Origin of the sequence: Sulfuricurvum sp. (assembly GCF_023229695.1) — a bacterium.
Classification (GTDB): Bacteria; Campylobacterota; Campylobacteria; order Campylobacterales; family Sulfurimonadaceae; genus Sulfuricurvum.
The window spans coordinates 80308-102966 of sequence record NZ_JALNYS010000007.1 but is presented as its reverse complement, the minus strand read 5'-3'; the positions used below and the strand labels follow the sequence as shown (position 1 = coordinate 102966).

Sequence of the window (22659 nt, the reverse complement as noted above, 5' to 3'; positions counted from 1 at the left end):
TTCTAATTATGATAATATTGTGACATTCCTTTTCAAGGCATTTTTATGGATCCACTTAACCGCAGAAATTTCTTAGGTGCCGGCCTGATTCTCGGCGCATCTACCCTATTGGGGAAAGAAACCTCACAAAAAATCGTCACCGAATCGCATGAGTTTGTCCCCCCTACCATTGCGTTTCCGGAAAAAAAACCCCTTAAAGTGATCTCGGACCGTCCGCCGCTACTCGAATCGCCGCGCGATATTTTCACCCGGGCGATCACTCCGAACGATCAGTTTTTCGTCCGCTGGCATATGCCCGATATTCCGACGTACATCGATTTGAATGAATTTCGTCTTCAGGTACAAGGGGCGGTTGAAACCCCCCTCTCTCTGAGTGTCGATGATCTGAAATCCAAATTCGAGCCCGTAGAGATCACCTCCGTCCTCCAATGCGGCGGTAACAGCCGCAAGTATTATGCCGCAACCGGCCAGGCGACCCACGGCGTCCAATGGGGCCACGGTGCGATGGGGTGTGCGATCTGGAAAGGGGTACGCCTCAAAGATATTCTAAACCGCGCCGGCGTCAAAGGCTCAGCCCGATTTGTCGGGGTTAACGGTCTTGAGAAACCGGCCGTCGATGAAACACCGAAGTTTTTTCGTGAAATGGAGATTGACGAAGCTCTCAGCGGAGAGATCATCGTCGCTTACTCGATGAACGGGGAAGATTTGCCGTATCTCAACGGATTTCCGCTGCGTCTGGTTATCCCGGGACACTTCTCCGACAGCTGGGTCAAAATGCTCTCCGAGATCACCGTCATGGATCAATACCGCAAATCGTTCTTTATGGACGTCGCCTATACCGTCCCCGACAATGACTGCGAATGTGTCATCTCCGGAAGCGATTTCGAGTACAAACGCAAACCGATCGCCGTGATGAAAGTCAAATCGGTTATCGGCTATCCGACCCCCAATACCATCATCAAAAAAGGGTCCCGTGTTAAAGTGACCGGCGTCGCCTTCGATCAGGGGAAAGGGATTAAAGAGGTGATGATCTCCGTCGACGGCGGAAAAAGCTGGAGCCCTACCGCTTTGGAAAAAGATTACGGCAAATTTGCCTACCGTCCGTGGACGTTTGTCTGGGAACCGAAAGCCAAAGGGGAATACACGATTATGGTCCGCGCGATCAACCGTATCGGAAACATTCAGCCCCTCCCCGAAGACATCGGCTGGAATGCCGGCGGATATCAATACAATGCCGTTGACTCCGTCAATGTAAAAATAGTGTAAGGGGGGGATTATGAAAATAAAATTACTGATCGCCGGATTACTCTTCAGCACATCGGCCCTGTTTGCTCAGGTTGCCAAACCGATTGAGATGCCCTACATCGACTACCCGATCGAAAAAGGGGATCATGACGAAGTGCTGCAGCAATACTGCCTCATCTGCCACTCGTTCGGCTACGTCCTCAATCAAGGGAAAAAAAGCCGCCCCTACTGGACCGGTACCGTCTCTAAAATGGTCAACGAGTTCAAAGCGCCGATCCCGAAAGAGGATCAGCAGATCATCATCAACTACCTCGTCAAACACTACGGCTACGAAAGTGCTTCAGGGCACCGTTAACCGCTTCCGCCTCCTCTTTTGAGGCAGGCCGTTTATACTACGATTACCCTTCCGTTTTGCACCTCAATCACACCGCTTAGTTCCGCTTCGAATATCCTCTGCGGAAATGCCGCTACCACCTCTTCGTATGTCGGTCGTCTCGCACAAAAGAGTAAAAACGGGTCTTTTTTGTCGATCGGCGAATGAACCGTTCCGAATTTTCCGACAAAACGGTCCATCTCATAGATCATTTCGGCTTTCCCCTCTGCCGCCAAACGATTTGACCCTTCGCTCTCACCGATCCGATGGGGGAGAACATAGATCTTTTTCCCCATCTGTTGAGCATATTCGACACTTCGCATGCTTCCGCTCCCGATATCGGCCTGCATCACGATCAATACCTCCCCCAATGCGACGACCAACTCATTTCGAACGACAAAACTCCAGTTTGTGGCCTGAAATCCGGGTTTAAACGGGCTGATCGTTAAACCGTTTTTTTCAATGCTCTCCAAAAGCGGCTTATTGATAGCCGGATAGCGCAGATCGATTCCGCACGGCAATACGGCGATGGTATTGTCGCTGCCGGCTCCGCGATGGGCAATCGCGTCCACCCCCATCGCCGCGCCGCTGACAATACAGACCCCGACTCGGGACAATTCGCTGGCAAGCCGATGGGTCATCTGCTGGGTATACGGATTGGGTTTCCGGCTGCCGATGATTGATACCCTGCGCCGATTTAGAAGCTCCCTATTGCCCCGGCAATAGAGTGTTTCCGGATATTTTTTCATTGCATCCAATTCAGAAATATAAAAATCGATCGGTTCCATGCCATTGTCCATCTGTTTTTAATACTCTAACCACTATTTGGAAACCTCTCCAAAAATTGGCATAATGTAATATTTTACCCTTTTGAAGCGATTTCTTCCCCTTTTTAATGACTGCTACACGCAAGCCTAATATTTTTCTCCTGGGCATACTCCACACCCCAACCGATCATCATATCGAGTATCGGACGCAGCGCTTCGCCGTGCGGCGTGAGGCTGTACTCCACTTTCGGCGGTACCTGTTCGTAAATGACGCGGGTGAGCAAACCGTTTTCCTCCATCTCCCGAAGCTGCTGCGTCAACATCTTTTGGGTGATACGGGGCATTAGACGGAGCATCTCTCCGTTACGCAGTACTTTTTTCTCCAGCAGATGCCACAAGATCAACCCTTTCCACTTTCCGCCGATCAATTCGATGGTAAGTTCAAAGGGGCAGCTAAATCGCGTTTCACCATTCATCTATAGTTACCTTTTAGTATGTACAGTACTTTTTAGTACGTTCTTGACAGTTAATACCGTATCCTATAGAATCTCACCTGACATACCCCTAAAGGAGCTTTTTATGCGAAACGATTTTGAAACAGCACTCCATTTCCGTCATGCCTGTAAACTTTTTGACGACACAAAACAAATTAGTCCGGAAGACCTGACGTTTATCCTCGAAGCAGGACGCCTCAGCCCGAGTTCATTCGGGATGGAGCAGTGGCATTTTTTTCTGATCCGCGACACCGCAATGCGCGAAGCGATCCGGGCAATCGCCTGGAATCAGCCCCAGATCACGACGGCATCCGAACTTGTTGCCGTCGCTTACCGCAAAACCGTCCGCTCCAGCGACGCATACATCCAAAACGAATTTGAGAAATTTCATTACCCCGATGGACTTCGCCAACTCTATACAAGCTGGATCGATCCTCACAGCGACGAGACACTGGAGTGCTGGTCTTCGCGTCAGGTCTACATCGCCGGAGGCAACATGATGACGGCGGCGGCATCGATCGGGATCGACTCGTGTCCGATCGAGGGATTTGACCGTGAAGCGGCCGAGAAGATTATGGGGATCGATACATCCCTCTACGGCGTCCCCTTTCTGATTCCGTTCGGATACCGGGTCCAAGAGCAGCAGCCGCGTCACCGTTCCGATTTAAACGACCTCATCACCCTACTCTAAAGGATTTTTATGGATGCATTCACCTATTACAATCCTACCCGAATCGAATTCGGACGGGAGAAAGAAAACAACATCGGTTCGATGATCGCCGAGCAGGGGATTACACGTCTTCTCCTCGTCTACGGGACCGGTTCAATCAAAAAAAATGGCCTCTATGAGCGGATCATCAGCAGTCTGAAAAATGCCGGTATTACCTACGAAGAGCTAGACGGCGTCGTCAGCAATCCCCTCCTCTCCCGTGTCCACGACGGAATCGATCGGGTGAAATCGCACGATCTTCAAGCGGTTCTGGGTGTCGGCGGAGGCTCCGTCGTCGATTCGGCCAAAGCAATCGCCGCAGGAGCCCTCTATGAGGGGGATGTATGGGACTTTTTCATCCAGAAAGCCTCCATTACCGAAGCACTCCCCGTCTATGCGGTCATGACCCTCGCAGCCACCGCCAGCGAGATGAACGGCAACTCGGTCGTCATGAACGACGCGACCAAACAAAAATACTCGATCAGCTCCGTACTCGTCAATCCGAAAATTTCCGTTATCAATCCCGAACTGATGATGAGCGTCACCCCGGAATACCTCGCCTATTCGGCAGCCGATATCATCGCCCATACGATCGAAGTCTATTTTACGGCGACCGTTCACCCCCATTTCCAATCGCGTCTCGTCGAATCGATCATCAAGACGGTCATCGAAACGACCGAAATTCTCCTCAAAGATCCGCTCAATTATGACGCACGTGCCGAGTTTGCATGGGCATCCACCCAGGCGCTCAACGGGTTAACCAATTCAGGGACGGGGGGGGGAAACTTCCCCAACCACATGATCGAACACGCCCTCTCTGCCCTCTTTAACATCGCCCACGGTGCGGGTCTTTCCATCGTCATCCCGGCATGGATGAAATGGTACCAAGGGCAAAACCCCGCCCAGTTTGAACGGTTTGCCAAAGAGGTCTTCGGACTGGGCACGGCCAATGAGGGGATTGCTGCATTGGAATCGTGGTTTAGCTCGATCGGAACACCGGTAACCTTGGCAGAAGCGGATATCCCGACAGAACGTATCGCTGAAATTGCCGACAACGCGCATGGATTGGCGGTTCTATGGGGAATGGGTACCCAATACTCTTCCCAGACCATAGCAACGATACTGAAAAACGCTTAAACACGAGAAGGAAGGGGAGATGAGTTTATTACTTCAAGCAGGTACTATCGGCGGTGTAACCCTTAAAAACCGCATTGTCATGCCGCCCATGTGCATGTACCATGCCGAACATGACGGTCATCCCAATCCGTTTCATCTGCTCCATTACGGTTCCAAAGCGCTGGGAGGGGTGGGATTGATCATCGTTGAAGCGACTGCGATTGAATCACGAGGGCGAATCAGCGAAAATGATTTGGGGATATGGGAAGATGCCCATATCCCCACCCATCGCACATTAACATCAATCTGCCACGATAACGGTGCCAAAATTGCACTGCAACTCGCCCATGCCGGACGTAAATGCGAATGCAGCTCAGAGATCCCTGTCGCTCCGAGTGCAATCGCATTTAGTCCCGAAGCCCCTTATCGCATTCCAACCGCATTAGCGCTCGAAGAGATAGAGGAGATCAAAGGCTCCTTTGTTCGTGCCGCATTGCGTGCCAAAGATGCGGGTTACGATATGGTCGAGATTCACGGAGCACACGGCTATCTGTTGTGCGAATTTCTCTCCCCGCTAAGCAATCGACGCAACGACCGCTATGGGGGAACGTTTGAAAACCGATGCCGATTGTTGCTGGAAGTGACTGAAGCGGTGAAAGTTGCCATTAACCTTCCCGTGATTGTGCGCATCTCTGCGGAGGAGTGGATGGAAGAGGGGTGGAATATTGAAGACTCTATCGCCCTCTCCAAAGCGCTAAAAACGGCAGGAGCCGATATCATCCATGTCTCTGCCGGAGGGAATCAGCCCCTCACTCAGACGCAACCGCCGTTCGTCCCCCTCTATCAAGCCGATTATGCCAAACGGATCCGAAACGAAGGATCGATTCCTACCATCGCCGTAGGTCTTATTACGACACCGGCGGAAGGGGAAGCGTTACTGATGGGGGGAGTATGCGATTTCGTTGCCTATGGACGCTCATTATTACGCAATCCGAATCTCGCACTCGCAGCCGCTAAAGAGTTCCATGAATCGGATAAAATTCCAGCCTCCTTTCGGCGAGGTTTTTAACGCACTGTGATCCTATCTCCGTAGCGCACCTTGCGCTGCGCGGTATAATCCCACCAAACTTTAGCCTCTCCTCCATCCATAAAATCGGTGATCGACATCAGCACATCCACCATACACGGATCTTGCCGTTCTCCGAACGCTTTGCAAAATCGGACATACATATCATAGGGATCCTCTCCGCGCAACTGCTCGGGACGGGTAATGCCGATTCGTGCAAAATCACCGGCAACCGTTTTGCCGACATTGGGAAGATCGGTCAGTTTTTCAACTTTTTCACGTATGACTTTTGCAGGATTCATGCGTATAACCTTTACTGCTTAGGATGTATCGAATAACGTCCATACCTCTTTTCCAGTTTGAGCGGTGTGTTGAAAATAGTGGATAGAGTATCACTGTTTAACACCTCTTCTTTCTCTCCTGCCGCATGGATCATCCCCTCTTTGAGCAAGACCGCTTTAGTGATCTCTTCAAATACCTCTTCGATATGATGCGTCACCAATATGACGGTCGTACCGCCCTTAGCCAAAGAGCGCATCATCTCGATAAAATCAAGCTGTGCTTTGATATCCAGCCCGACGGTCGGCTCATCGAGCAAGATCGCTTTTACCGGATGAACCAGCGCACGGGCTACGATACATTTTCGCAGCTCTCCCGTCGACATTTCGCTCAAACGTTTTTCGCTCAGGTGCTCGATCCCCAACCGCATCATGGCATGTTCTGCCGCTTCGATCTGCTCACTCGTCACCTCTAAATGATCGAACAATCCGATCGTTCCGTTAAAACCGCTCAGCACCGTCTCAAATCCGCTGAGATAGCCGCTCTCAAATGCAAAACGGGTATGCAGATCATTCGTCACAACCCCCAAATGTTTACGCAGTTGCGTGACGACCCATCGTTCGTTGCCCAAAATCTCTCTTCTAAACGGCTCATCGATGTAAGACGGATAGAGTTCGCAATTAATCAGTTTGATAAGACTCGATTTCCCCGAACCGTTTGCCCCGAGGATAACGCAATGTTCCCCTTGATCGATTTGAAGCGAAATATTTTTCAGGACCGGTGATTCGGTGTAGGTGAGTTGGACATTGTCGAATAATACGATCGAATTCATTTAAAATTATTTCCTTATTTGTTTGCACATACAGCTGTTTTCATGATCGTCGATCATCCCGCACGCTTGCATGAAAGCGTATATGGTGGTCGTTCCGATAAATTTGAATCCCCGTTTTTTGAGCTCTTTTGTAATAGTATCGGAAATATCTGAGGTACACGCCGCTTCTTTGTAATCGGCAACATCGTTAATAATCGCGTTTCCCCCCACTTTTCCCCAAAAATACCCATCCAATGAACCAACCTCTTTTTGAATCTCTAAAAATCCTCGTGCATTCGTGATAATCGCTTCGATTTTGGGACGGCTTTTTACCACCAGTGTGCTGTTGAGTATCCGATCTATGTCTGCCTCGCCGTAGTGTGCCACCTTGTTCAGAGAAAACCCCTCAAATGCTTCGCGATACCCTTCACGTTTTTTGAGGATAGTCAGCCAGCTAAGCCCCGCCGATTGAGTCTCCAAAGAAAACAGTTCAAAAAGGGCCCGATCATCATGCAGCGCTCTCCCCCACTCTTCATCGTGATAAGCAACATACACCGGATCACTCAGTTTGACCCATCCGCAACGTGAAACAGACATTATGTTCTCCACTTTTTAATTGGAACTATCATAGCATACGTCCTTTTGTCTAAATTTAAGACGGTTTTGCATTTTGATTTCAGGACACCATTAAAAAGTTGGCTGAAAGGTCGTAAACAGGTAATCGTTCGGTGCGACGGAAGCATGGCAGGCAACGCATTCCGCTGAGCCGTTCGCATACGGGGCATAACTATCTCCCTTTTTAACAAATCGGGCATATCCCCAGTGATCACCTTTTTGATCAAAACGGTTCGAATCTTTCACCATAAACTCAATCCGCTGAAGCTTATCGGCCTCCAACGCATCCGAATAGGCTGTCATAGGTTTGACACTCCAGCCTATTTTGACCATTTTACTCCCTTCCGGAAGCGGTTTTTGTTTGTTTTGCAATGCTTTATACGCTATCGGATTGGCTAACACATACCGTAACTCATGTTTGTCGATACGCCAGTGCGTTGCAACGATTTTATAATCCTGATATCCATCGATCAGCTGAAAAGGCAATCCGTTATCCGGCATCTTAATATCCGGAAGCGGAGCAGCTGAGAGTGAGGAGACAAAAAGGAAAGCTGTAGAAAATGCAAGGATACGTTGTAACATGTGAGCTCCTATAATAATAGGTACAATCTTACACCTCTTTCATAAATGACAACACAATCTTTTTTGCTTAAAGATTAACTGTGAAAAACGTATTGGTTTTTGCCGCTTTCTTTTGCTAAATACATCGCCTGATCCGCATGCCGAAGTAATATATCGGAAGGAGAATTGTCATGCGGATACAGAGTTATACCAATACTTGCAGTTACAGTAACCTCTCCTTTATCCGGAAGGATAAATGGTTCATTAATACTATCCAAGATTTTGGTGATGATAGTTTCGCATTCTTGAATACCTTTAATATTAATCAGTAAGATGGCAAACTCATCTCCGCCTATTCTTGCAATCGTATCACTTTCTCTTACTTGGTTTTGCATCCGATTCGAAATTTCAAGCAATAATTTATCGCCGACACTATGCCCGAACCCATCATTAACGGGTTTGAATTCATCTAAATCCAGATAACAAATTGCCATCATAGTATTTAAACGTTTTGAAATCATCATAGCTTGATTGATTCTCTCGGCAAACAACAACCGGTTCGGCAATCCCGTCAAAGAATCATAAAATGCCATTCGCTCCAATGTAGATTCATAATCTTTCCCCGTCGTTATATCGGTCAATAATCCGACATAGCTTGAAGTTTTCCCATCCGAATCACTGATAGCAGAGATGGTCAATCTCTCGACAAAAATTTCTCCATTTTTTCTTCTATTCCAAATCTCACCGATCCAATATTTGTTTCGGATTAATTCATTCCACATATTTTTATAAAATGCTTTATCGTGTTTATCCGATTTTAAAAATCCTGCATTTTGCCCTATAATCTCATCGTTTGAATATCCTGTGATAAGGCTATACGCTTCATTCGCATCAACTATTATTCCTTTTGTATCTGTGATGACGATTCCCTCTTTTGCACTTGAAAACACACTTGCCATAAGTTGCATTTTTTCTTCAGTTTTTTTTCGCTCTGTTACGTCTTTAACGACATGCAAAGCATAACGACCATTCATATAGGGATAAGTGGTAATTTCTACGCTGAAAATCGAGCCGTCTTTTCGTTTATGTTTTGTTTCAAAATACTTTACTTTATTGGACCTAATTGTCTCTACAATGTTTTGCACCTCATCTGCCGTAATCACCGGATCAATATCATAAGAAGTTTTACCGATCAGTTCCTCTTTGGAATAGCCAAGTGCATCACAGGCGGCTTTATTAACATACCTAATTTCTCGTTTGTCATCGAATAGATAGATGGCATCCGTGATAATATTCAAAGCCAAATCAGCTAGTTGAAGCTGCTCTTCGATTTGAATTTGTTCCAATTTATCAAGGGTTGATTTGGTATTTGTATGATTAAAAATCGAGTCAATTTCAATGATATTATTTTGCAAAATATGTTTATCTTTTCCCATACTTCCACTCCTTCACTACTTTTCATCATGGTTGGTACATAACAGGCAATAATACAAAACTAAAAATATTAATATAAAAATATTTTATCAAAAAAATCACGTCATTGTGTAAATATTTAAATTAGTATATTAGTCTTCTAACGATAAGTTACATTTTTACAACAAATATTCCTATTTCATCGCCATCATCAAAAATCCAGTAAACCCTGCATTATCTGCACCGATCAAAGGAGAGATGTGCTTCGTCTTCGAATCCTTTGGGGTAAAAGGTGAAAAAACTTGCCTCGGCTTCTCTCAGTTTTTTGAAATTCATTGTCGCTGCTTTTTTATAAAACGTTTTTCGTGCTGTCCAGTACCCACGCCGAGGGGTGTTGCGTAAAACCGATTTTTGGATAATACTCTACCGCTGCAGGTGCAGAGAGCAAAATCAATTTGCATTTAGCCCCTAACGGTTCGCGTACTTTTTGGATGAGCTGTTTACCGATCCCCTGATGTTGACAGCTCGCATCGACGGCTAAATCCGACAGATAGCAGCAGTAGCTAAAATCGGTTACGGCACGTGCTACCCCTACGATTTTCTCATTCGCAATCGCCGTAACAATGATGTCGGCATTTTTGAGCATACTCGCGATACATTCAAGATCATCAACAGGTCTGCGTTCGCCCAATGTGGAACGGTTGAGGATGTCGATGAAATCTTCGGTTGATAGGTTGGGGGTTATTTGGTAGGTGATCAACATTCATTTTCTCCTGTTCTCTTTATGCTGAATCGTTGCACTATCAGCAGAGCCGTTATACTTCTATGTTTTTGATAAGAGTATCGTACCGCTCTTTTGGTAAATTTTGACCCTCTCCATTCATATGCCGAAGATATGGAATACGGAAATTGTTTTAAGAAAAATGGTGTAAAATGTTTGAAAATATGTTGATATGTAAAATTTTGGTTTGATGTTTCTGATAGTAGGACATTTTGAATGTCTGATTATCTGATAAAATTCTGGCAAAATGGTATATTTTTTGAATAAATAAATGATTAGACAACACACATAAAAGGTTGATATCAATGACTAGTAATCTCGAGAAGTACAAAAAAGATTTAGAAAAACTTATTGATAAAGGTGAAAAACTCAGTACTGCGATGCAATATGAGTGCTATCCAGATGGTGTTAACGAAGCTGCTAAAACAGATGAAAATCTTGCAAAAGTTATAAAATCACTTCCTAAGTTTAATGATGAATATCAAGCTTGGTATTCAGAAGCAAAAGTATTAATCAAACAATTACTTCCAGACAGGATAGATGACTTTACAAGACATTATGAAAAACCGAAAACAAGAAAAGACATTAGCTACGAAAATTATCGAATTGAAGATTACCTTCAAGGGTTAACTATTACAAGCGGATATGAAAAAAGAAAAATTGTGGGTCCAGATGGAGCAATCCCTCATTTTAAACAACAACAAGCTATTTTGAATGCCGTATTAGCACGTTTTGAAAGTAGTCTTTTTGATATCAAGCAACTAGTTCAAGCTGATTTATTTGATTCCGAGCTTGATACAGCAAGAGAATTAATTAAACATGGATTTTTACGTGGAGCTGGTGCGATTTCAGGAGTAGTGTTAGAAAAGCATCTTGCACAAGTTGTTATCAATCATAATGTAAAGACACATAAAAAAGCCCCTACTATTAACGATTTCAATGAAATACTTAAAAATGAAGGTATTTTAGATGTCCCTTCTTGGAGACAAATACAAAGACTTGGTGATATTCGTAATCTTTGTGACCATAATAAAGAAAGAGAACCAACAAAAGAAGAAGTAGAAGAACTTGTTGCTGGCGTAGCAAAATTCACAAAAACGCTATATTAAAAATGTTAAAACAATCAAAGGAAATAAATGGATATAAATACAACTGTACAGTTTTCTAGTTTCGTATTAGACAAAGGTATAGCAACAGTAATGGCAACTGTAATCGGTTCAATTATTGGTGCATTAATCTCTATATATTTAGCACGAAAAAATTTTGAAAAAGAACGACAGTTATTGCAAGAACAATTAGATTATCAAAAGGAACAATTTAATATTGAACAGAATATGAAAATTAAATTGCTAAAACTAGAACATACCGATCGAACAAATAATGAAAAAAGGTTACATCTTGAAAATACTTACGAATTATTGTCTGCAATTAAATCGAAATGTTCTATTACATCGAGCTTCATTTCTACAGAAATAGACACTTTAGACAGCTTTCATAAATTTTATTCAGATGAAATTGTTAATCGAATAAATAAGATTGAAATGAATATCGGATTGTATCTTCCTGACTTGAAAAAACAAATTGATGATATTGCAAGTCAAGCAAATTTATTCTGGGGATATCAACAGCAATATTTGCGACAGCAAACAAATGAAAGTCATAGCCAAGATGATTTAAGTAAAGTAATTGATGCTGCCAACAAGATATCATCATTAGCAAGTTTTATGCAGTACAATTTAAAAACAGAATTTAGCAAGACATTTGAGGTGCTAATCAAAAACCCGCAGGCGGCTTTTTGATTGTTCATTTTAAACATTAGCTATCAAAAAAAGGAAGATTAATGGCAGTAGAAACGGAGAGTTTAGTTCAACTTACACAATCAGATATTATTGGTTTGTTTGGTGCTGGAGCGACTATATTAATAGGTGTTCTTACGTGGTTTATATCTGCTGCACACGTTCGAAAATCAATGCAGAGGAAAGAACTTCAATATCGAATGAGAATAACACCTCTTTTAAATAAAAATTTATTCAAGGAAACCGATAAACTAGAAATACAATATAAAGGCGATATAATTGATGAATTAGTTTTTCTGGAAGTAGACATTATTAACAGCGGAAATGTTGCATTAGAAAACCCTCCAATTAAAATAGAATCAAGAGATGCTACTTATATAATCCCTGCATATATTGAAGATATACCAGATGGCTATGATGGACGATGGGAAATAGAAAGAGAAGATGGTGAAACCATCTTAATCAAAGCTGAGCATATAAATCCAGGCCAAATAATCAAAGCACGGTTTTTAATGGATACAATGCCTCCTAAAGATCCTATATTTGTTTGCCCAATGCCAAATCTAACCATAAAAAGAATATCTGATATCGAAGCTTCTCCTATTGCAGCAAAATTACTAGAAGCCATGTATCCAAATTTAGCCAGTGCTGTTAAGTTGGTAGTTAAATAATATAGGAGAGTTACAAATGGGAAAATTTATTTATGAAGTATGTCTAAAACGAGGAAAAAGTAATCCAGATTATTTTACCTTTTACAATAATGTTTCAGCATTAAATGCTAAAGCACCTGATTTTGGGGGTATTAATAATATGTGTATTATTGGTCACCATGTTGATGCCAATACTTTGCAAATGCTTTGTAGTGATGGTATAAAAAAAGAAAGTGATGTTACTGTTGAAGAAATAACTAAAGAGTCCTTAGATGAAGACAGTGGTCACCATAAACTACATACCACTATCGTTAAAAACTACTATTTGCCATATGATACTTACCCCAATATTGAATAAAAGAGGCTACTAGCTGAGCTAACACAAAATAGGTGTCAGGTGATACCTATAACCTCTCAATTATATGCTCTAGTACTTTTTTATTTATAAAAATATTTCCAAAACGGTATGACGTTTATCGCTTCACTCGTCTCTTCTTGATTATAGGTAATGATCGTTTCCCTCGTTCCCAACGTCCTCGTTGGGAATGTAGACTGACATATAGAGGTGTCACATAGCAACGAAAACCAATTGTTGATGAGGAGCTCTACTATCTCTCGGCTATAGAGATTTTTATAACTCTTCCAATGTTTATTCTGAGATAATATGACTTTTCCCATATTTAATTCCTCAGTAAATAGATATTTCTCATATCATAACAGGAACACTTACGAATGCTCTAGCTGTTGTGATAATTACTATTGCAGTTAAAAAAGGTCTCGATAAGCTATGCGCGATACCTGTACCGCTGGGTGCCTAACCTATCATTCGAGCGGACTTGCGCGAAAAGCCACGCAGACCGCTCAATTCATACGTTGAGTATTACAACCGATGTTTGGTTCTTTAAAACTACCATTAACAAAAAAATATCGGGGTCATGGTTTCAATCTTCATTTTTTGAATGACAGATAGTAAGAATCCGTTTTTATGATTAACAATCTTTTATCAATCGATCATAGATATCATGATTTATGAGGCGCTGGAAATAGACATAGTTTTCTCGTATGGTATAGATGATCCGGTAGCCGGTTCCACCGACACGCACGGAGTGTTTAAACTTGTCTTTTGAGCAAACGATTGGTTTATTGTGAAGTGAAGGATGAGAGGGATCGGTTTCGCAAAGTTTTTCAGTTTTTTCGATAATGGCTTCACCAATCGATCTGATTGCCCGCTCTTTATCTTTTAGATATTGCTTTTCAAGCTCGATGGGCATGTTTGAAATCAACCAATTTATCGCTGATCTCCATTTGGAGTTTTACCATTTGAGTCATCAGCTGATCAACGATAGATTTTAGTTCTGGATCATTAACGGTAGCGTACTCGGTTTTAACGATTTCATAATTATCATCGAGATCAAAGAGGAGCTTTTCAAATAGATCATAATCGAATGTTAAATCATCGAGAATATCTCTCATCCCTTGGGTAAAAACGAGAGCAGTACGGGCATGACTTTTAATAATATTGTTATCAGCAGGTTCTAAATCTGCCTCGATCTGTAAAAGAGGCATCATAAGCTGATGATAGAGTTCGAACTGCTGAAGCGGTAATCGTGACATCAACGCCCCCTTTTTACTTTTGAAAATTGTAGCACATCTTCATAAAGTTTAGCGATGCACAAATTTGCAATTTGAGGTGTCAAGTACCACTATATTTAGCTTCGGCTACAAATGAACTCGCTCCGCTTTGGCAGTCCAAAACTCTCATATTTTCCATAGATGCAGCATCCAAATCAAAAAATGCCGCATACTCCTCAAAAGTACGACCTGTAATGAGAAAATCATCTAATTGCAACGACATAGGTATCCTTATATTTTTCTCTCAAACAAACACGCATCCGCCAGAGCGCAATGATCGGGTAAACCGTCGATCGTCGATGGTACTGTTTTTGATACTGATTGAGTTCATGATGCCCCATACGCTAAAGTAGCGAAAACCAATCCCATAGATAATGCAAACGGGGTATATACTCGGGTATCATAGTATGCAAATTCGGAAGATTTTATTTTTTTGAACAATCCGACCGCATTAAACTCACCGATACCTCGAAGTGTAAATATCCCCGATACTATCCACCCGCTAAGGATGAAATAATCCCGATAGTGCGACGAAGAGAAATCATAAAAGTAGAGCATATAGGCAACAAAAGCGAACCCGAACAAAGCTATCCCAACGATCACGGTCGCAACTTTTCCGGGATTAAGTAATGGCGTGTCATCCTCTGTCGGCACAGCTATATCCAGTCCGATCACACCACCCAATGCCCAATAAAAATGGAGTAATCCGATCAAACTCAACGCGACAATAGTCAGAATAGTTATAACACTCATTGCTTCTCGCTGCCTATAAAACTTTCTTTAACCCTCCAAAGAGGGGCTAAAAAAAGCACTCCAAGCAAAAACGCTAATGGAAGAATGACTATTGTCGGATTTACGATAAACAACAAAGGTATTTTAACCGGAAATAGTAGTTCAAAGAGTGTTCTTACTTCCCATATTAACCCCTGAACCATTCCATAAATCCATGCGCTTCGCTCATCAAAAAGCAACCTTTTTGAAAAATAGATGGACAACAGTCCAAAAACACTGAGACAAAGTCCGATAGAGAGTGAACTCAGAAAGAGCAGATTCATGTAATCTGCTGATAAATGGACATACTCACCCGTTTTTATAAGCTGAAATGGCCAAATAAAATGAAGAATCCCAAGAACGATTTCAACCAACCCTCCTATCATCATTAATCTGCTTGCGCATTGTTTTTTACTCATTTCATCTCCATTTTAAAAAATACGTTCCTTTGGAACATTTATGCTTATGCATCATTCGAGTGATCTTTGCATACCTCTTGCATCCCATAGATACGATAGTTTCGCTCTCTTTTATGAAATGACACGCACTTTGAACCATGCCGCGTACAATGCCGGAACAAAAACCAGTGTCAAAGCCGTAGCGACGATAAGCCCCCCCATGATCGCCATCGCCATCGGTCCCCAAAACACGCTGCCGGTCAGAGGGATCATCGCCAATATCGCGGCGGCGGCAGTCAGAACGACAGGACGTGCACGGCGCACGGTGGCTTCGATAATCGCATTCCATGCATCGACACCCCGTATAATATCCTGTTCGATCTGATCGACCAAAATCAGGGAGTTGCGCATAATCATCCCCCCTAATGCGATAACCCCCAACAATGCCACAAACCCAAACGGGGCATTAAAGATCAGCAGCGCCGGAACAACACCGATAAGTCCCAATGGAGCGGTCATAAATACCATAAACATCAATGAAAATCGCTGTAACTGCACCATCAAGATCAACAGCATAACGGCAAACATAGCCGGAAAAACAGCAAAAAGTGCGATGTTCGATTTATCACTCTCCTCTATGGCTCCTCCGGCTTCGATGCGATAACCTGAGGGAAGATTATCGATAATCGGTTGCAATGATGGCATTATTTTGGTGGTGGCGTAGGGGCCTTGGATACCGTCTGCCAAATCGCTGCGGACGCTAAGCGTCCTATCCCGATCGCGTCGCCACACTACCGGCTCCTCAAATGCAGGTTCGATCTTCGCCACGTGTGAAAGAGGAAATACAGCTCCAGTGTGTGAGAAGAGCTGAATATCTCCGAGCCGCTCAACTGACAAACGCTCATCAGAGGTAGCGCGCACCACCACATCGACGAGTTCTTCGTTACGTCGAATCTGCGTTATCGCCACTCCGTTTGATGCGGTTTGGACGATATTTTGAATATCCACCGTACTCAAACCCAACAAACGGGCTTTGTCCGGGTCAACATGGACTCTGAGCGACCTTACCTGCTCATTCCAATCGAGCTGAGTATCTCTGACCAGCGGACTTTGACGGACGACATCTCTCACCTGATAGGCGATTTGGCGTACTTTTTCCTTATCCGGTCCCATGATTCTAAACTGCACCGGAAACCCTACGGGAGGACCGAACTCCAGCCTCAAAACACGGGCTCTGCAATCCGGAAATGCTTCATTTTTATCAAACAGCGCCATCAGACGACTACGAACCCTCTCTCTATCTTCAAGAGTGCGTGTTGTGAGTACGAACTGCGCATACGACGGACTGGGAAGTTCAGGAGAAATCGAGAGGTAAAATCGAGGTGTCCCCTCCCCCGTATAGGCGGTAAAACCATCGATATCACGGTCGGATTTGAGAATCTGTTCCAGCAGTTTTACCTGATGTTGCGTCGCTTCAAACGAGGCCCCTTCGCGCAGTCTCAGCTCGATCAACAACTCTGTCCGTGACGCCGTAGGGAAAAACTGCTGTTGCACCAGTAACATACCCGCACCGGAGAGGACAAAAAGAGCCAATGTCGCACCCAACACTCTCCAGCGTCTCACGACGCTCCATTCGACAATGCGACGTAATCTCACATAGACGGGGCGATGGTAAAGATCATGCGGATGCGACGACGTTTCGTAGGAGGGTAACAGTTTCGTCCCCAGATAAGGGGTAAAAATCACCGCAACCAACCATGAAGCGATCAATGCCGTACCGACCACCCAAAAAATACCTCCGGCATACTCTCCCGAAATCGATTGCGCAAAACCGACCGGCATAAAACCCGCCACCGTTACCAATGTCCCCGTCAGCATCGGAAATGCCGTAGATTTGTAAGCAAAAGTAGCGGCACTTAAGCGATCCCACCCCTCTTCGAGTTTCACCACCATCATCTCAACGGCGATAATCGCATCATCGACCAACAGACCCAATGCAATGATGAGTGCCCCCAGCGATATACGATCCAAACTCCACCCCAAAGCAAACATGACGATTGCAACGATCCCCAGTACCAACGGTACCGAAACGGCAACGACGATCCCGCTCCGCCAACCCAAAAAGAGAAACGACACCGCCAGTACAATGACCAACGCCTCCAAAAAGGAGCGTTCAAACTCCCACACCGATTCCTCTACGATTTTCGGCTGATCGGAGTATTTCTCGATGCGTATCCCCAGGGGCAATTGTGTCTGGATACGTTTCATCCGCTCATCGAGTGCACTGCCCAGCTCTAAAATATTGCCGTTGTGTTTCATCGTCACGCCGATGGCTAACACCGATTCGCCGTTGCGACGTATCGTAAAGCGTTGCGGATCTTCATATCCGGTCCGTATCGTAGCGATATCGGATAGTTTCAACACTCTCCCGCCGACTTCGATACGGACATTTCCCACATCGTTTGCATGATGAAGTTCACCATCCACACGAACGTATACACGATCATCAGGAGTCTCGATGGCACCGGAGGGGATAACCATATTTTGACGCGCCAATGCCTCGAAAATAACGTTGGGGGCAATACCCAGTGCGGCAAGGCGACGTGTCGAAACCTCGACATAGACACGCTCGCTTTGTTTACCGAGGATATTGACTTTATTAACCCCTTTGACGCTTTGTAATTGACGCTTAATCATCTCCGCCGCATCATGACGTTCGGCCGTCGTCAACTCTGGGGCACTCAGGGCATACAAAACGCTGTAAACATCGGTGAATTCGTCGTTATACAACGGTCCTTGTACTCCGCCGGGCAACTCGTGACGTATATCGGAAATCTTCTTTCGCGCCTGATACCACGACTCATCCAACTCTTTTTTACCGGTTCCCCCGCTCATCCATAACGTAATGGCACCGTACCCCTGACGCGAGTAGGAGCGGATATTATCGATATGTTCGAGTTCTTGCATCTTGCGCTCGATACGGTTGATCACTTGATTTTGAACCTCATCAGCAGTTGCACCGGGCCACATCACGACCATCGTCATTGCCGGTACGTTGAAATTCGGATCTTCCGAACGACCGAGTTTGGTAAACGATATGATTCCGGCGATTAGTACACTGATAATCAAAAAAAGGACCAACTGCGTATGCGTTACCGCCCATTTGGAGAGATTAAAGTTTTTCATCAAACAACTCATCCATAGTCTCAATGTTGCGCTCGATTGGAGTGACGTTCATCGATCCATCTATCTTTTGCGCTCCGACCGTCATGATACGCATCTTTTCTTCTAATCCGCTCACCCGAACCGTCGTTGCTCCATAGCTGAGAATTTTAACTTTTACAAATACCGGATGCTTGCCATCTCGTTTGAGTACCCATACTCCCGCTTCATCTGCTGTTTTAATAATGGCACCAAGCGGTAAAGTGACTCCCGCTTCGCTAGGGCGTGATAGCCGTAGTTGCAAGGTCGATCCCAAAGGAAATCGTAATCCCCCGCTCTGCGCTACATAACGTGCACGATAGGTTCGACTTGGTAATGTAGCCATCGGTGAGAGCTCACGCAAACGAAGCGGCACCGAACCCTCCTCGTTATCCCACAGTTGCGCATCGGCTTTAAACTCAGTGACATGGGTCATAATCTCTTCGGGTAAATCCACCACCACTTCACGCTCACCCTCTTTGGCTATGGATAGGAGAGGTTGCCCCTCTGCAATCACTTGACCTACTTCCATAGTAATAGCTGTAATAACGCCATCATACGGTGCCCTAAGAATCGTATAGCTGTCCTTGTTTTTTGCCAGTTCCAACGCGCTTCGTGCTTGCTCCATACCCGCTGTTGCCGCATCGGCACGGCTCTTTTGACGCTCATACTCTGCTAAACCCATCGAACCATCCAGTGAGAGACGTTGAAATCTTTGAGCGTCCGATAGGGATTGTTTGGCATTCACGCTCGCCGCCCTAAACTGCTCCTCGGCAGCGCTGAGAGCTAATTGATAATCACCGTTATCCAGCATTGCCAATGGCTGAGCTTTGGTGACGCAATCTCCGACATTGACGAGACGTTTGAGGATTTTTCCCCCTATTCTAAAACCGACATCGGTTTCAACCCGCGCACGAATCGACCCGCTTAACCATCTCTCTTCCACACCGTCACTCTTTGCGATTGTCGTCACATAGACCGCCGTTGAGTCGGGAGTTTTCACCGTTTTATCCTTGCATCCTGTTATCAGTATCACAGAGACTAGGAGGGCAATAGCTTGCAAATATTTGATTTTTGATGGGTTCATGGGTGTACCTTTGGTTGTTCTTTCGATGAGAGTTGAGATGCGTTCCATCCCCCGCCTAACGCTTTATAGAGCTGCACATCGGCTAAAAGACGTTGCGTCTCATGATCTGTTACCTCCAATGCGCTGAGCAATGTTAAACGCTGAACATCGAGGAGGGAAAGTTTGTCGATTTGACCTTCACGGTATAGCGATTGCGTATGGTGGAGTGATTGTTGATGATTTGCAGCAACCGCTCTGAGCAATGCACCGCGCTTCATCTCGTTTGAGCGTAGGCTTAGCGTATCTTCCACCTCTTTCACCGTGACAAGAACCCCCTTTTGCCATGAGAGTAACGCGTCGTTTTCACGCGCACTTTGAACATCAATGCCCGCTTGAATCCGTCCCGCGTTAAAAATCGGCATAGCAAACGCCATGGCAACATTCGAAAATGCCACCGTTGCCAAATCCATTCCGTTAATCCGCAAATCCTCAAACCCGAACAGCGCATTCACAAAGAGCTTCGGCCACGTTTGAGATTCCGCCTCTTTGGAACGTAAGGACTCTGCACGATAACGTGCTTCCGCCGCCATCAAATCGGGACGACGACGAAGCAAATCGATAGGTTGACCCGTACCGATACTCGGAGATTGCGGCCAAACATATTCAGGATTATCGGATACCACTGACATAGAAGGGTTTGCACCCAGTAAAAGGGAAATATGGGTTTGCGATACGTCAACCAACGTTTGCAACGACGGTATCTGTCCATCCAATGCATTGGTTTGCGCTTCAGCCATATTGAGGTCATATCGGCTCGATTGCCCCTCCTTGAGGCGTCGAGAAATCAGCTTAACGTATTCGTGTCGCGTTTGCGCCAGCTCTTTGAGAATAGCCAGACGTTGTTGTGCACCTCGCAAGATAAAGTACTGACGTGCTACTTCACTCGCAATAAGCAGCCGTGCCCCCTCAGCTCCTGCTTCTGCGGACAAAGCATCGGATTGTGCGGCATTAGCGCCGGCACGCACCCCTGCGCTTAAATCTAGCTCCCACGCCAAACCAACCCCCGCGCTATACGCTCTCACATCCGGCATCCCCTGCTTATACGGTGAGGGGAGTCCGCTATGGGTCGTTGAAGCTGATGTTTGTAAATCTACTGACGGTAAAAGACGCGAGGCATGTGCATCCGCTCCGGCACGAGCGGCTTTTATACGGCTCATTGCAATTCGTACATCATGATTGGAGGTGAGCGCTTTTTCGATGAGAGCACTCAAGATAGGATCGTTAAACTTACCCCACCACTCTCTATCCTCTGTGAGAGAACTATCGGCATGGTGAAAAGTTGCTGAGAGGTTGGAATCGAGTTTAGAAGGAGAAGCTTCAGGCGTCGCGCACCCGGATAGTAAAAGTATCGAAGCGATGGAGAGCCAAATCGTGGGATGCCGTAAAAATGTTTTTTGCATAAAATTCCCCTAACAAACATAGGGAAATTCTACTCACTCCTTAGAGAATTGTCATTCGCATTTGTTCATCTTTTTCAACCGACTCAGATGTTGCGGCGTGATTCCCAAATACGAAGCGATATGGTATTGCGGTACTTTATCGAGCAGATACGGGGTTGTTTCTAAAAACTGCGCAAATCGTGATTCTGCATTCATCACTAACTGAGAGAAAAACTTTTGATGCACCAGCGAATACGCCAAATCACTCGATCGTCTCATAAACTCCGACCATTTAAGATGATGAGCACACAAATAATCTTTATCCTCTTTTTTCATAACTTGAAAGGAACAATCGGTGATGGCTTCAAAATGGAGTTTCGAGGGAGTTTGACACAAATAGCTGTCATAATCGAACACAACCAGATTGGTCAAATGGGAATTCTCATCGTTAAAATAGAGATACCACGTCGTATCTTTCCCCTTTTCATCGATGTAATACCCTCGCGCAATACCCGATTCGAGAAAATAGATACTGTCGTGAATATGCTCTGCGTGATGGATGGATTCCCCTTTTTTAAAATGCTTTTGATGAAACATTTGGGTAAGTAATTGCAATTCATCACCATCAAGTGCTATGTTTTTGTTTAAAAATTCAAGTAATTTACTCACGTATTTTTCTCCATTTTTTCCTATGGCTATATCTACTTATTTTTGATGATACAACTCTTCGAGATTTTCGTTTTTTCCAACATTTCAGACTCGTTTCTTTAGATACGTTATATGTTTGTTGAACTTTTGCAATAAATCGATATTTTTCTCTTTCAGAATATAAGGCTTTAATCTATCAACACCGAAATAACGCAAAAGTAATACCAGTCTCTCATCACTGTAGTGTCCCAACATAATCGTGATAAATGTCGAGACTTCATACACATGCCCATTTTCGACACTGTAAAACAGCTCGTTGCCGAATATCTGTTTATCGAGGGTAATCTGCTTTTGAGACGGCGGTACGATAGGCTTTGTCATATTGTCTTGCGGGGTATTTATATCAGGTTTTGCCCGTTCTCTCGCACTCTCATACTCAAAACCATCCAAAAACTTTTTGTACTCTATACTTTTATTGATGGCGTTTAAAATAGAAAGAAAATTTTCCAAAGAGATTTTCCCCTCTTGTTCGAAATAGCGATAAGTCGCGTACTTCAAACCGACGAAATTGGCAAACTCTTTTTGGGTCAGCCCCAAAGCGATACGCTCATTACGCACCGCCTTATTACTTTGTTTGAGCAAGTCATCGATTTTGAACAAAGATTTCATTTCTTAATTTCACCTGCTAATTACCTATATTTTGTTAATTATATATCTTTTCAGGATGAATTACAAGCTATTTATTGTTATTTTATTAATTAATATAGTTTAAACATCTAAAACTTGCACAAACCACATAAATCTCCCGATACACACCACAACTTCACG

Annotated in this window: 27 protein-coding genes; 9 read left to right on the top strand and 18 right to left on the bottom strand. The window is 44.4% G+C overall.

The window, feature by feature from the left end; translation table 11 throughout:
* The first annotated feature begins 45 nt into the window (after window positions 1–45).
* Entirely contained in the window at window positions 46–1266 is a 1221-nt protein-coding gene (locus M0P91_RS06505; protein ID WP_295065843.1) for a molybdopterin-dependent oxidoreductase, read from the top strand.
* Window positions 1267–1276: 10 nt separating this feature from the next.
* Entirely contained in the window at window positions 1277–1600 is a 324-nt protein-coding gene (locus tag M0P91_RS06500; protein WP_295065841.1) for a sulfite:cytochrome C oxidoreductase subunit B, read from the top strand.
* 32 nt (window positions 1601–1632) lie between these two features.
* Here the strand turns inward: M0P91_RS06500 and M0P91_RS06495 are convergent, their stop codons facing one another.
* Window positions 1633–2406, bottom strand: a complete 774-nt coding sequence (locus M0P91_RS06495; protein WP_295065839.1) for a DNA-processing protein DprA — start codon at window positions 2404–2406, stop codon at window positions 1633–1635.
* A gap of 104 nt (window positions 2407–2510) precedes the next feature.
* Entirely contained in the window at window positions 2511–2861 is a 351-nt protein-coding gene (locus M0P91_RS06490) for a helix-turn-helix domain-containing protein (RefSeq protein WP_295065837.1), read from the bottom strand.
* Between the two features lie 103 nt (window positions 2862–2964).
* Between M0P91_RS06490 and M0P91_RS06485 the strand changes: the two genes are divergently transcribed.
* Genes M0P91_RS06485 through M0P91_RS06475 form a run of 3 tightly spaced genes read left to right on the top strand, consistent with a single transcriptional unit; the run spans window position 2965 to window position 5773 of the window.
* Entirely contained in the window at window positions 2965–3570 is a 606-nt protein-coding gene (locus tag M0P91_RS06485) for an NAD(P)H-dependent oxidoreductase (RefSeq protein WP_295065835.1), read from the top strand.
* Between the two features lie 9 nt (window positions 3571–3579).
* A complete protein-coding gene (locus M0P91_RS06480) occupies window positions 3580–4725 on the top strand; it encodes an iron-containing alcohol dehydrogenase (protein WP_295065833.1) in 1146 nt (381 codons plus the stop codon).
* Window positions 4726–4744: 19 nt separating this feature from the next.
* Window positions 4745–5773 carry an NADH:flavin oxidoreductase/NADH oxidase gene (locus tag M0P91_RS06475; RefSeq protein WP_295065831.1) on the top strand — a complete coding sequence of 343 codons (1029 nt, stop codon included), beginning with the start codon at window positions 4745–4747 and terminating at the stop codon, window positions 5771–5773.
* Here M0P91_RS06475 and M0P91_RS06470 read toward each other — a convergent pair.
* From M0P91_RS06470 to M0P91_RS06445, 6 genes are all read right to left on the bottom strand, one after another.
* On the bottom strand, window positions 5770–6072 hold the full coding sequence (locus M0P91_RS06470) for a helix-hairpin-helix domain-containing protein (protein WP_295065829.1): 303 nt from the start codon (window positions 6070–6072) through the stop codon (window positions 5770–5772). The genes M0P91_RS06475 and M0P91_RS06470 overlap by 4 nt on opposite strands.
* 11 nt (window positions 6073–6083) lie before the next feature.
* On the bottom strand, window positions 6084–6881 hold the full coding sequence (locus M0P91_RS06465) for an ATP-binding cassette domain-containing protein (RefSeq protein WP_295065827.1): 798 nt from the start codon (window positions 6879–6881) through the stop codon (window positions 6084–6086).
* A 6-nt stretch (window positions 6882–6887) separates the two neighbouring features.
* Window positions 6888–7457 (bottom strand): DNA-3-methyladenine glycosylase I, encoded by a 570-nt coding sequence (locus M0P91_RS06460; RefSeq protein ID WP_295065825.1) that lies wholly within the window; start codon window positions 7455–7457, stop codon window positions 6888–6890.
* Window positions 7458–7547: 90 nt separating this feature from the next.
* Window positions 7548–8057, bottom strand: a complete 510-nt coding sequence (locus M0P91_RS06455) for a cytochrome P460 family protein (RefSeq protein WP_295065823.1) — start codon at window positions 8055–8057, stop codon at window positions 7548–7550.
* Between the two features lie 74 nt (window positions 8058–8131).
* Window positions 8132–9472, bottom strand: coding sequence for a diguanylate cyclase (locus M0P91_RS06450; protein WP_295065820.1), 1341 nt, complete (start codon window positions 9470–9472; stop codon window positions 8132–8134).
* 326 nt (window positions 9473–9798) lie between these two features.
* Window positions 9799–10212 (bottom strand): GNAT family N-acetyltransferase, encoded by a 414-nt coding sequence (locus tag M0P91_RS06445; protein ID WP_295065818.1) that lies wholly within the window; start codon window positions 10210–10212, stop codon window positions 9799–9801.
* A gap of 323 nt (window positions 10213–10535) precedes the next feature.
* Between M0P91_RS06445 and M0P91_RS06440 the strand changes: the two genes are divergently transcribed.
* The 4 genes from M0P91_RS06440 to M0P91_RS06425 are packed head-to-tail and all read left to right on the top strand — an operon-like array spanning window position 10536 to window position 13034.
* Window positions 10536–11339: a hypothetical protein gene (locus M0P91_RS06440; protein ID WP_295065816.1), complete on the top strand. Its 804-nt coding sequence runs from the start codon at window positions 10536–10538 to the stop codon at window positions 11337–11339.
* Between the two features lie 27 nt (window positions 11340–11366).
* A complete protein-coding gene (locus M0P91_RS06435) occupies window positions 11367–12029 on the top strand; it encodes a hypothetical protein (protein ID WP_295065814.1) in 663 nt (220 codons plus the stop codon).
* Between the two features lie 41 nt (window positions 12030–12070).
* Entirely contained in the window at window positions 12071–12697 is a 627-nt protein-coding gene (locus M0P91_RS06430) for a hypothetical protein (RefSeq protein WP_295065812.1), read from the top strand.
* 16 nt (window positions 12698–12713) lie between these two features.
* Window positions 12714–13034 carry a hypothetical protein gene (locus M0P91_RS06425; protein WP_295065810.1) on the top strand — a complete coding sequence of 107 codons (321 nt, stop codon included), beginning with the start codon at window positions 12714–12716 and terminating at the stop codon, window positions 13032–13034.
* Window positions 13035–13665: 631 nt separating this feature from the next.
* On the opposite strand, the gene M0P91_RS06420 is transcribed toward M0P91_RS06425, so the two are convergent.
* The 10 genes from M0P91_RS06420 to M0P91_RS06375 form a co-directional block, all read right to left on the bottom strand.
* The gene (locus M0P91_RS06420; protein ID WP_295065808.1) at window positions 13666–13947 is read right to left on the bottom strand and encodes a type II toxin-antitoxin system RelE/ParE family toxin; all 282 of its coding nucleotides are present in this window, start codon (window positions 13945–13947) and stop codon (window positions 13666–13668) included.
* Entirely contained in the window at window positions 13931–14290 is a 360-nt protein-coding gene (locus M0P91_RS06415) for a hypothetical protein (protein WP_295065806.1), read from the bottom strand. Before M0P91_RS06415 ends, M0P91_RS06420 begins: the two co-directional genes overlap by 17 nt.
* A gap of 79 nt (window positions 14291–14369) precedes the next feature.
* Entirely contained in the window at window positions 14370–14531 is a 162-nt protein-coding gene (locus M0P91_RS06410; protein ID WP_295065804.1) for a hypothetical protein, read from the bottom strand.
* A gap of 104 nt (window positions 14532–14635) precedes the next feature.
* Window positions 14636–15061 (bottom strand): DUF3995 domain-containing protein, encoded by a 426-nt coding sequence (locus M0P91_RS06405; RefSeq protein WP_295065802.1) that lies wholly within the window; start codon window positions 15059–15061, stop codon window positions 14636–14638.
* A complete protein-coding gene (locus M0P91_RS06400) occupies window positions 15058–15498 on the bottom strand; it encodes a hypothetical protein (RefSeq protein ID WP_295065800.1) in 441 nt (146 codons plus the stop codon). Before M0P91_RS06400 ends, M0P91_RS06405 begins: the two co-directional genes overlap by 4 nt.
* Window positions 15499–15609: 111 nt before the next feature.
* Window positions 15610–18663, bottom strand: a complete 3054-nt coding sequence (locus M0P91_RS06395) for an efflux RND transporter permease subunit (RefSeq protein ID WP_295065798.1) — start codon at window positions 18661–18663, stop codon at window positions 15610–15612.
* A complete protein-coding gene (locus tag M0P91_RS06390) occupies window positions 18650–19765 on the bottom strand; it encodes an efflux RND transporter periplasmic adaptor subunit (protein ID WP_295065796.1) in 1116 nt (371 codons plus the stop codon). Before M0P91_RS06390 ends, M0P91_RS06395 begins: the two co-directional genes overlap by 14 nt.
* Window positions 19762–21204 carry an efflux transporter outer membrane subunit gene (locus tag M0P91_RS06385; protein ID WP_295065794.1) on the bottom strand — a complete coding sequence of 481 codons (1443 nt, stop codon included), beginning with the start codon at window positions 21202–21204 and terminating at the stop codon, window positions 19762–19764. The genes M0P91_RS06390 and M0P91_RS06385 overlap by 4 nt, the downstream gene beginning before the upstream one ends.
* Before the next feature lie 51 nt (window positions 21205–21255).
* Window positions 21256–21852, bottom strand: coding sequence for a Crp/Fnr family transcriptional regulator (locus M0P91_RS06380; RefSeq protein WP_295065792.1), 597 nt, complete (start codon window positions 21850–21852; stop codon window positions 21256–21258).
* Window positions 21853–21936: 84 nt separating this feature from the next.
* A complete protein-coding gene (locus tag M0P91_RS06375) occupies window positions 21937–22500 on the bottom strand; it encodes a helix-turn-helix transcriptional regulator (RefSeq protein ID WP_295065790.1) in 564 nt (187 codons plus the stop codon).
* Window positions 22501–22659 lie beyond the last annotated feature (159 nt).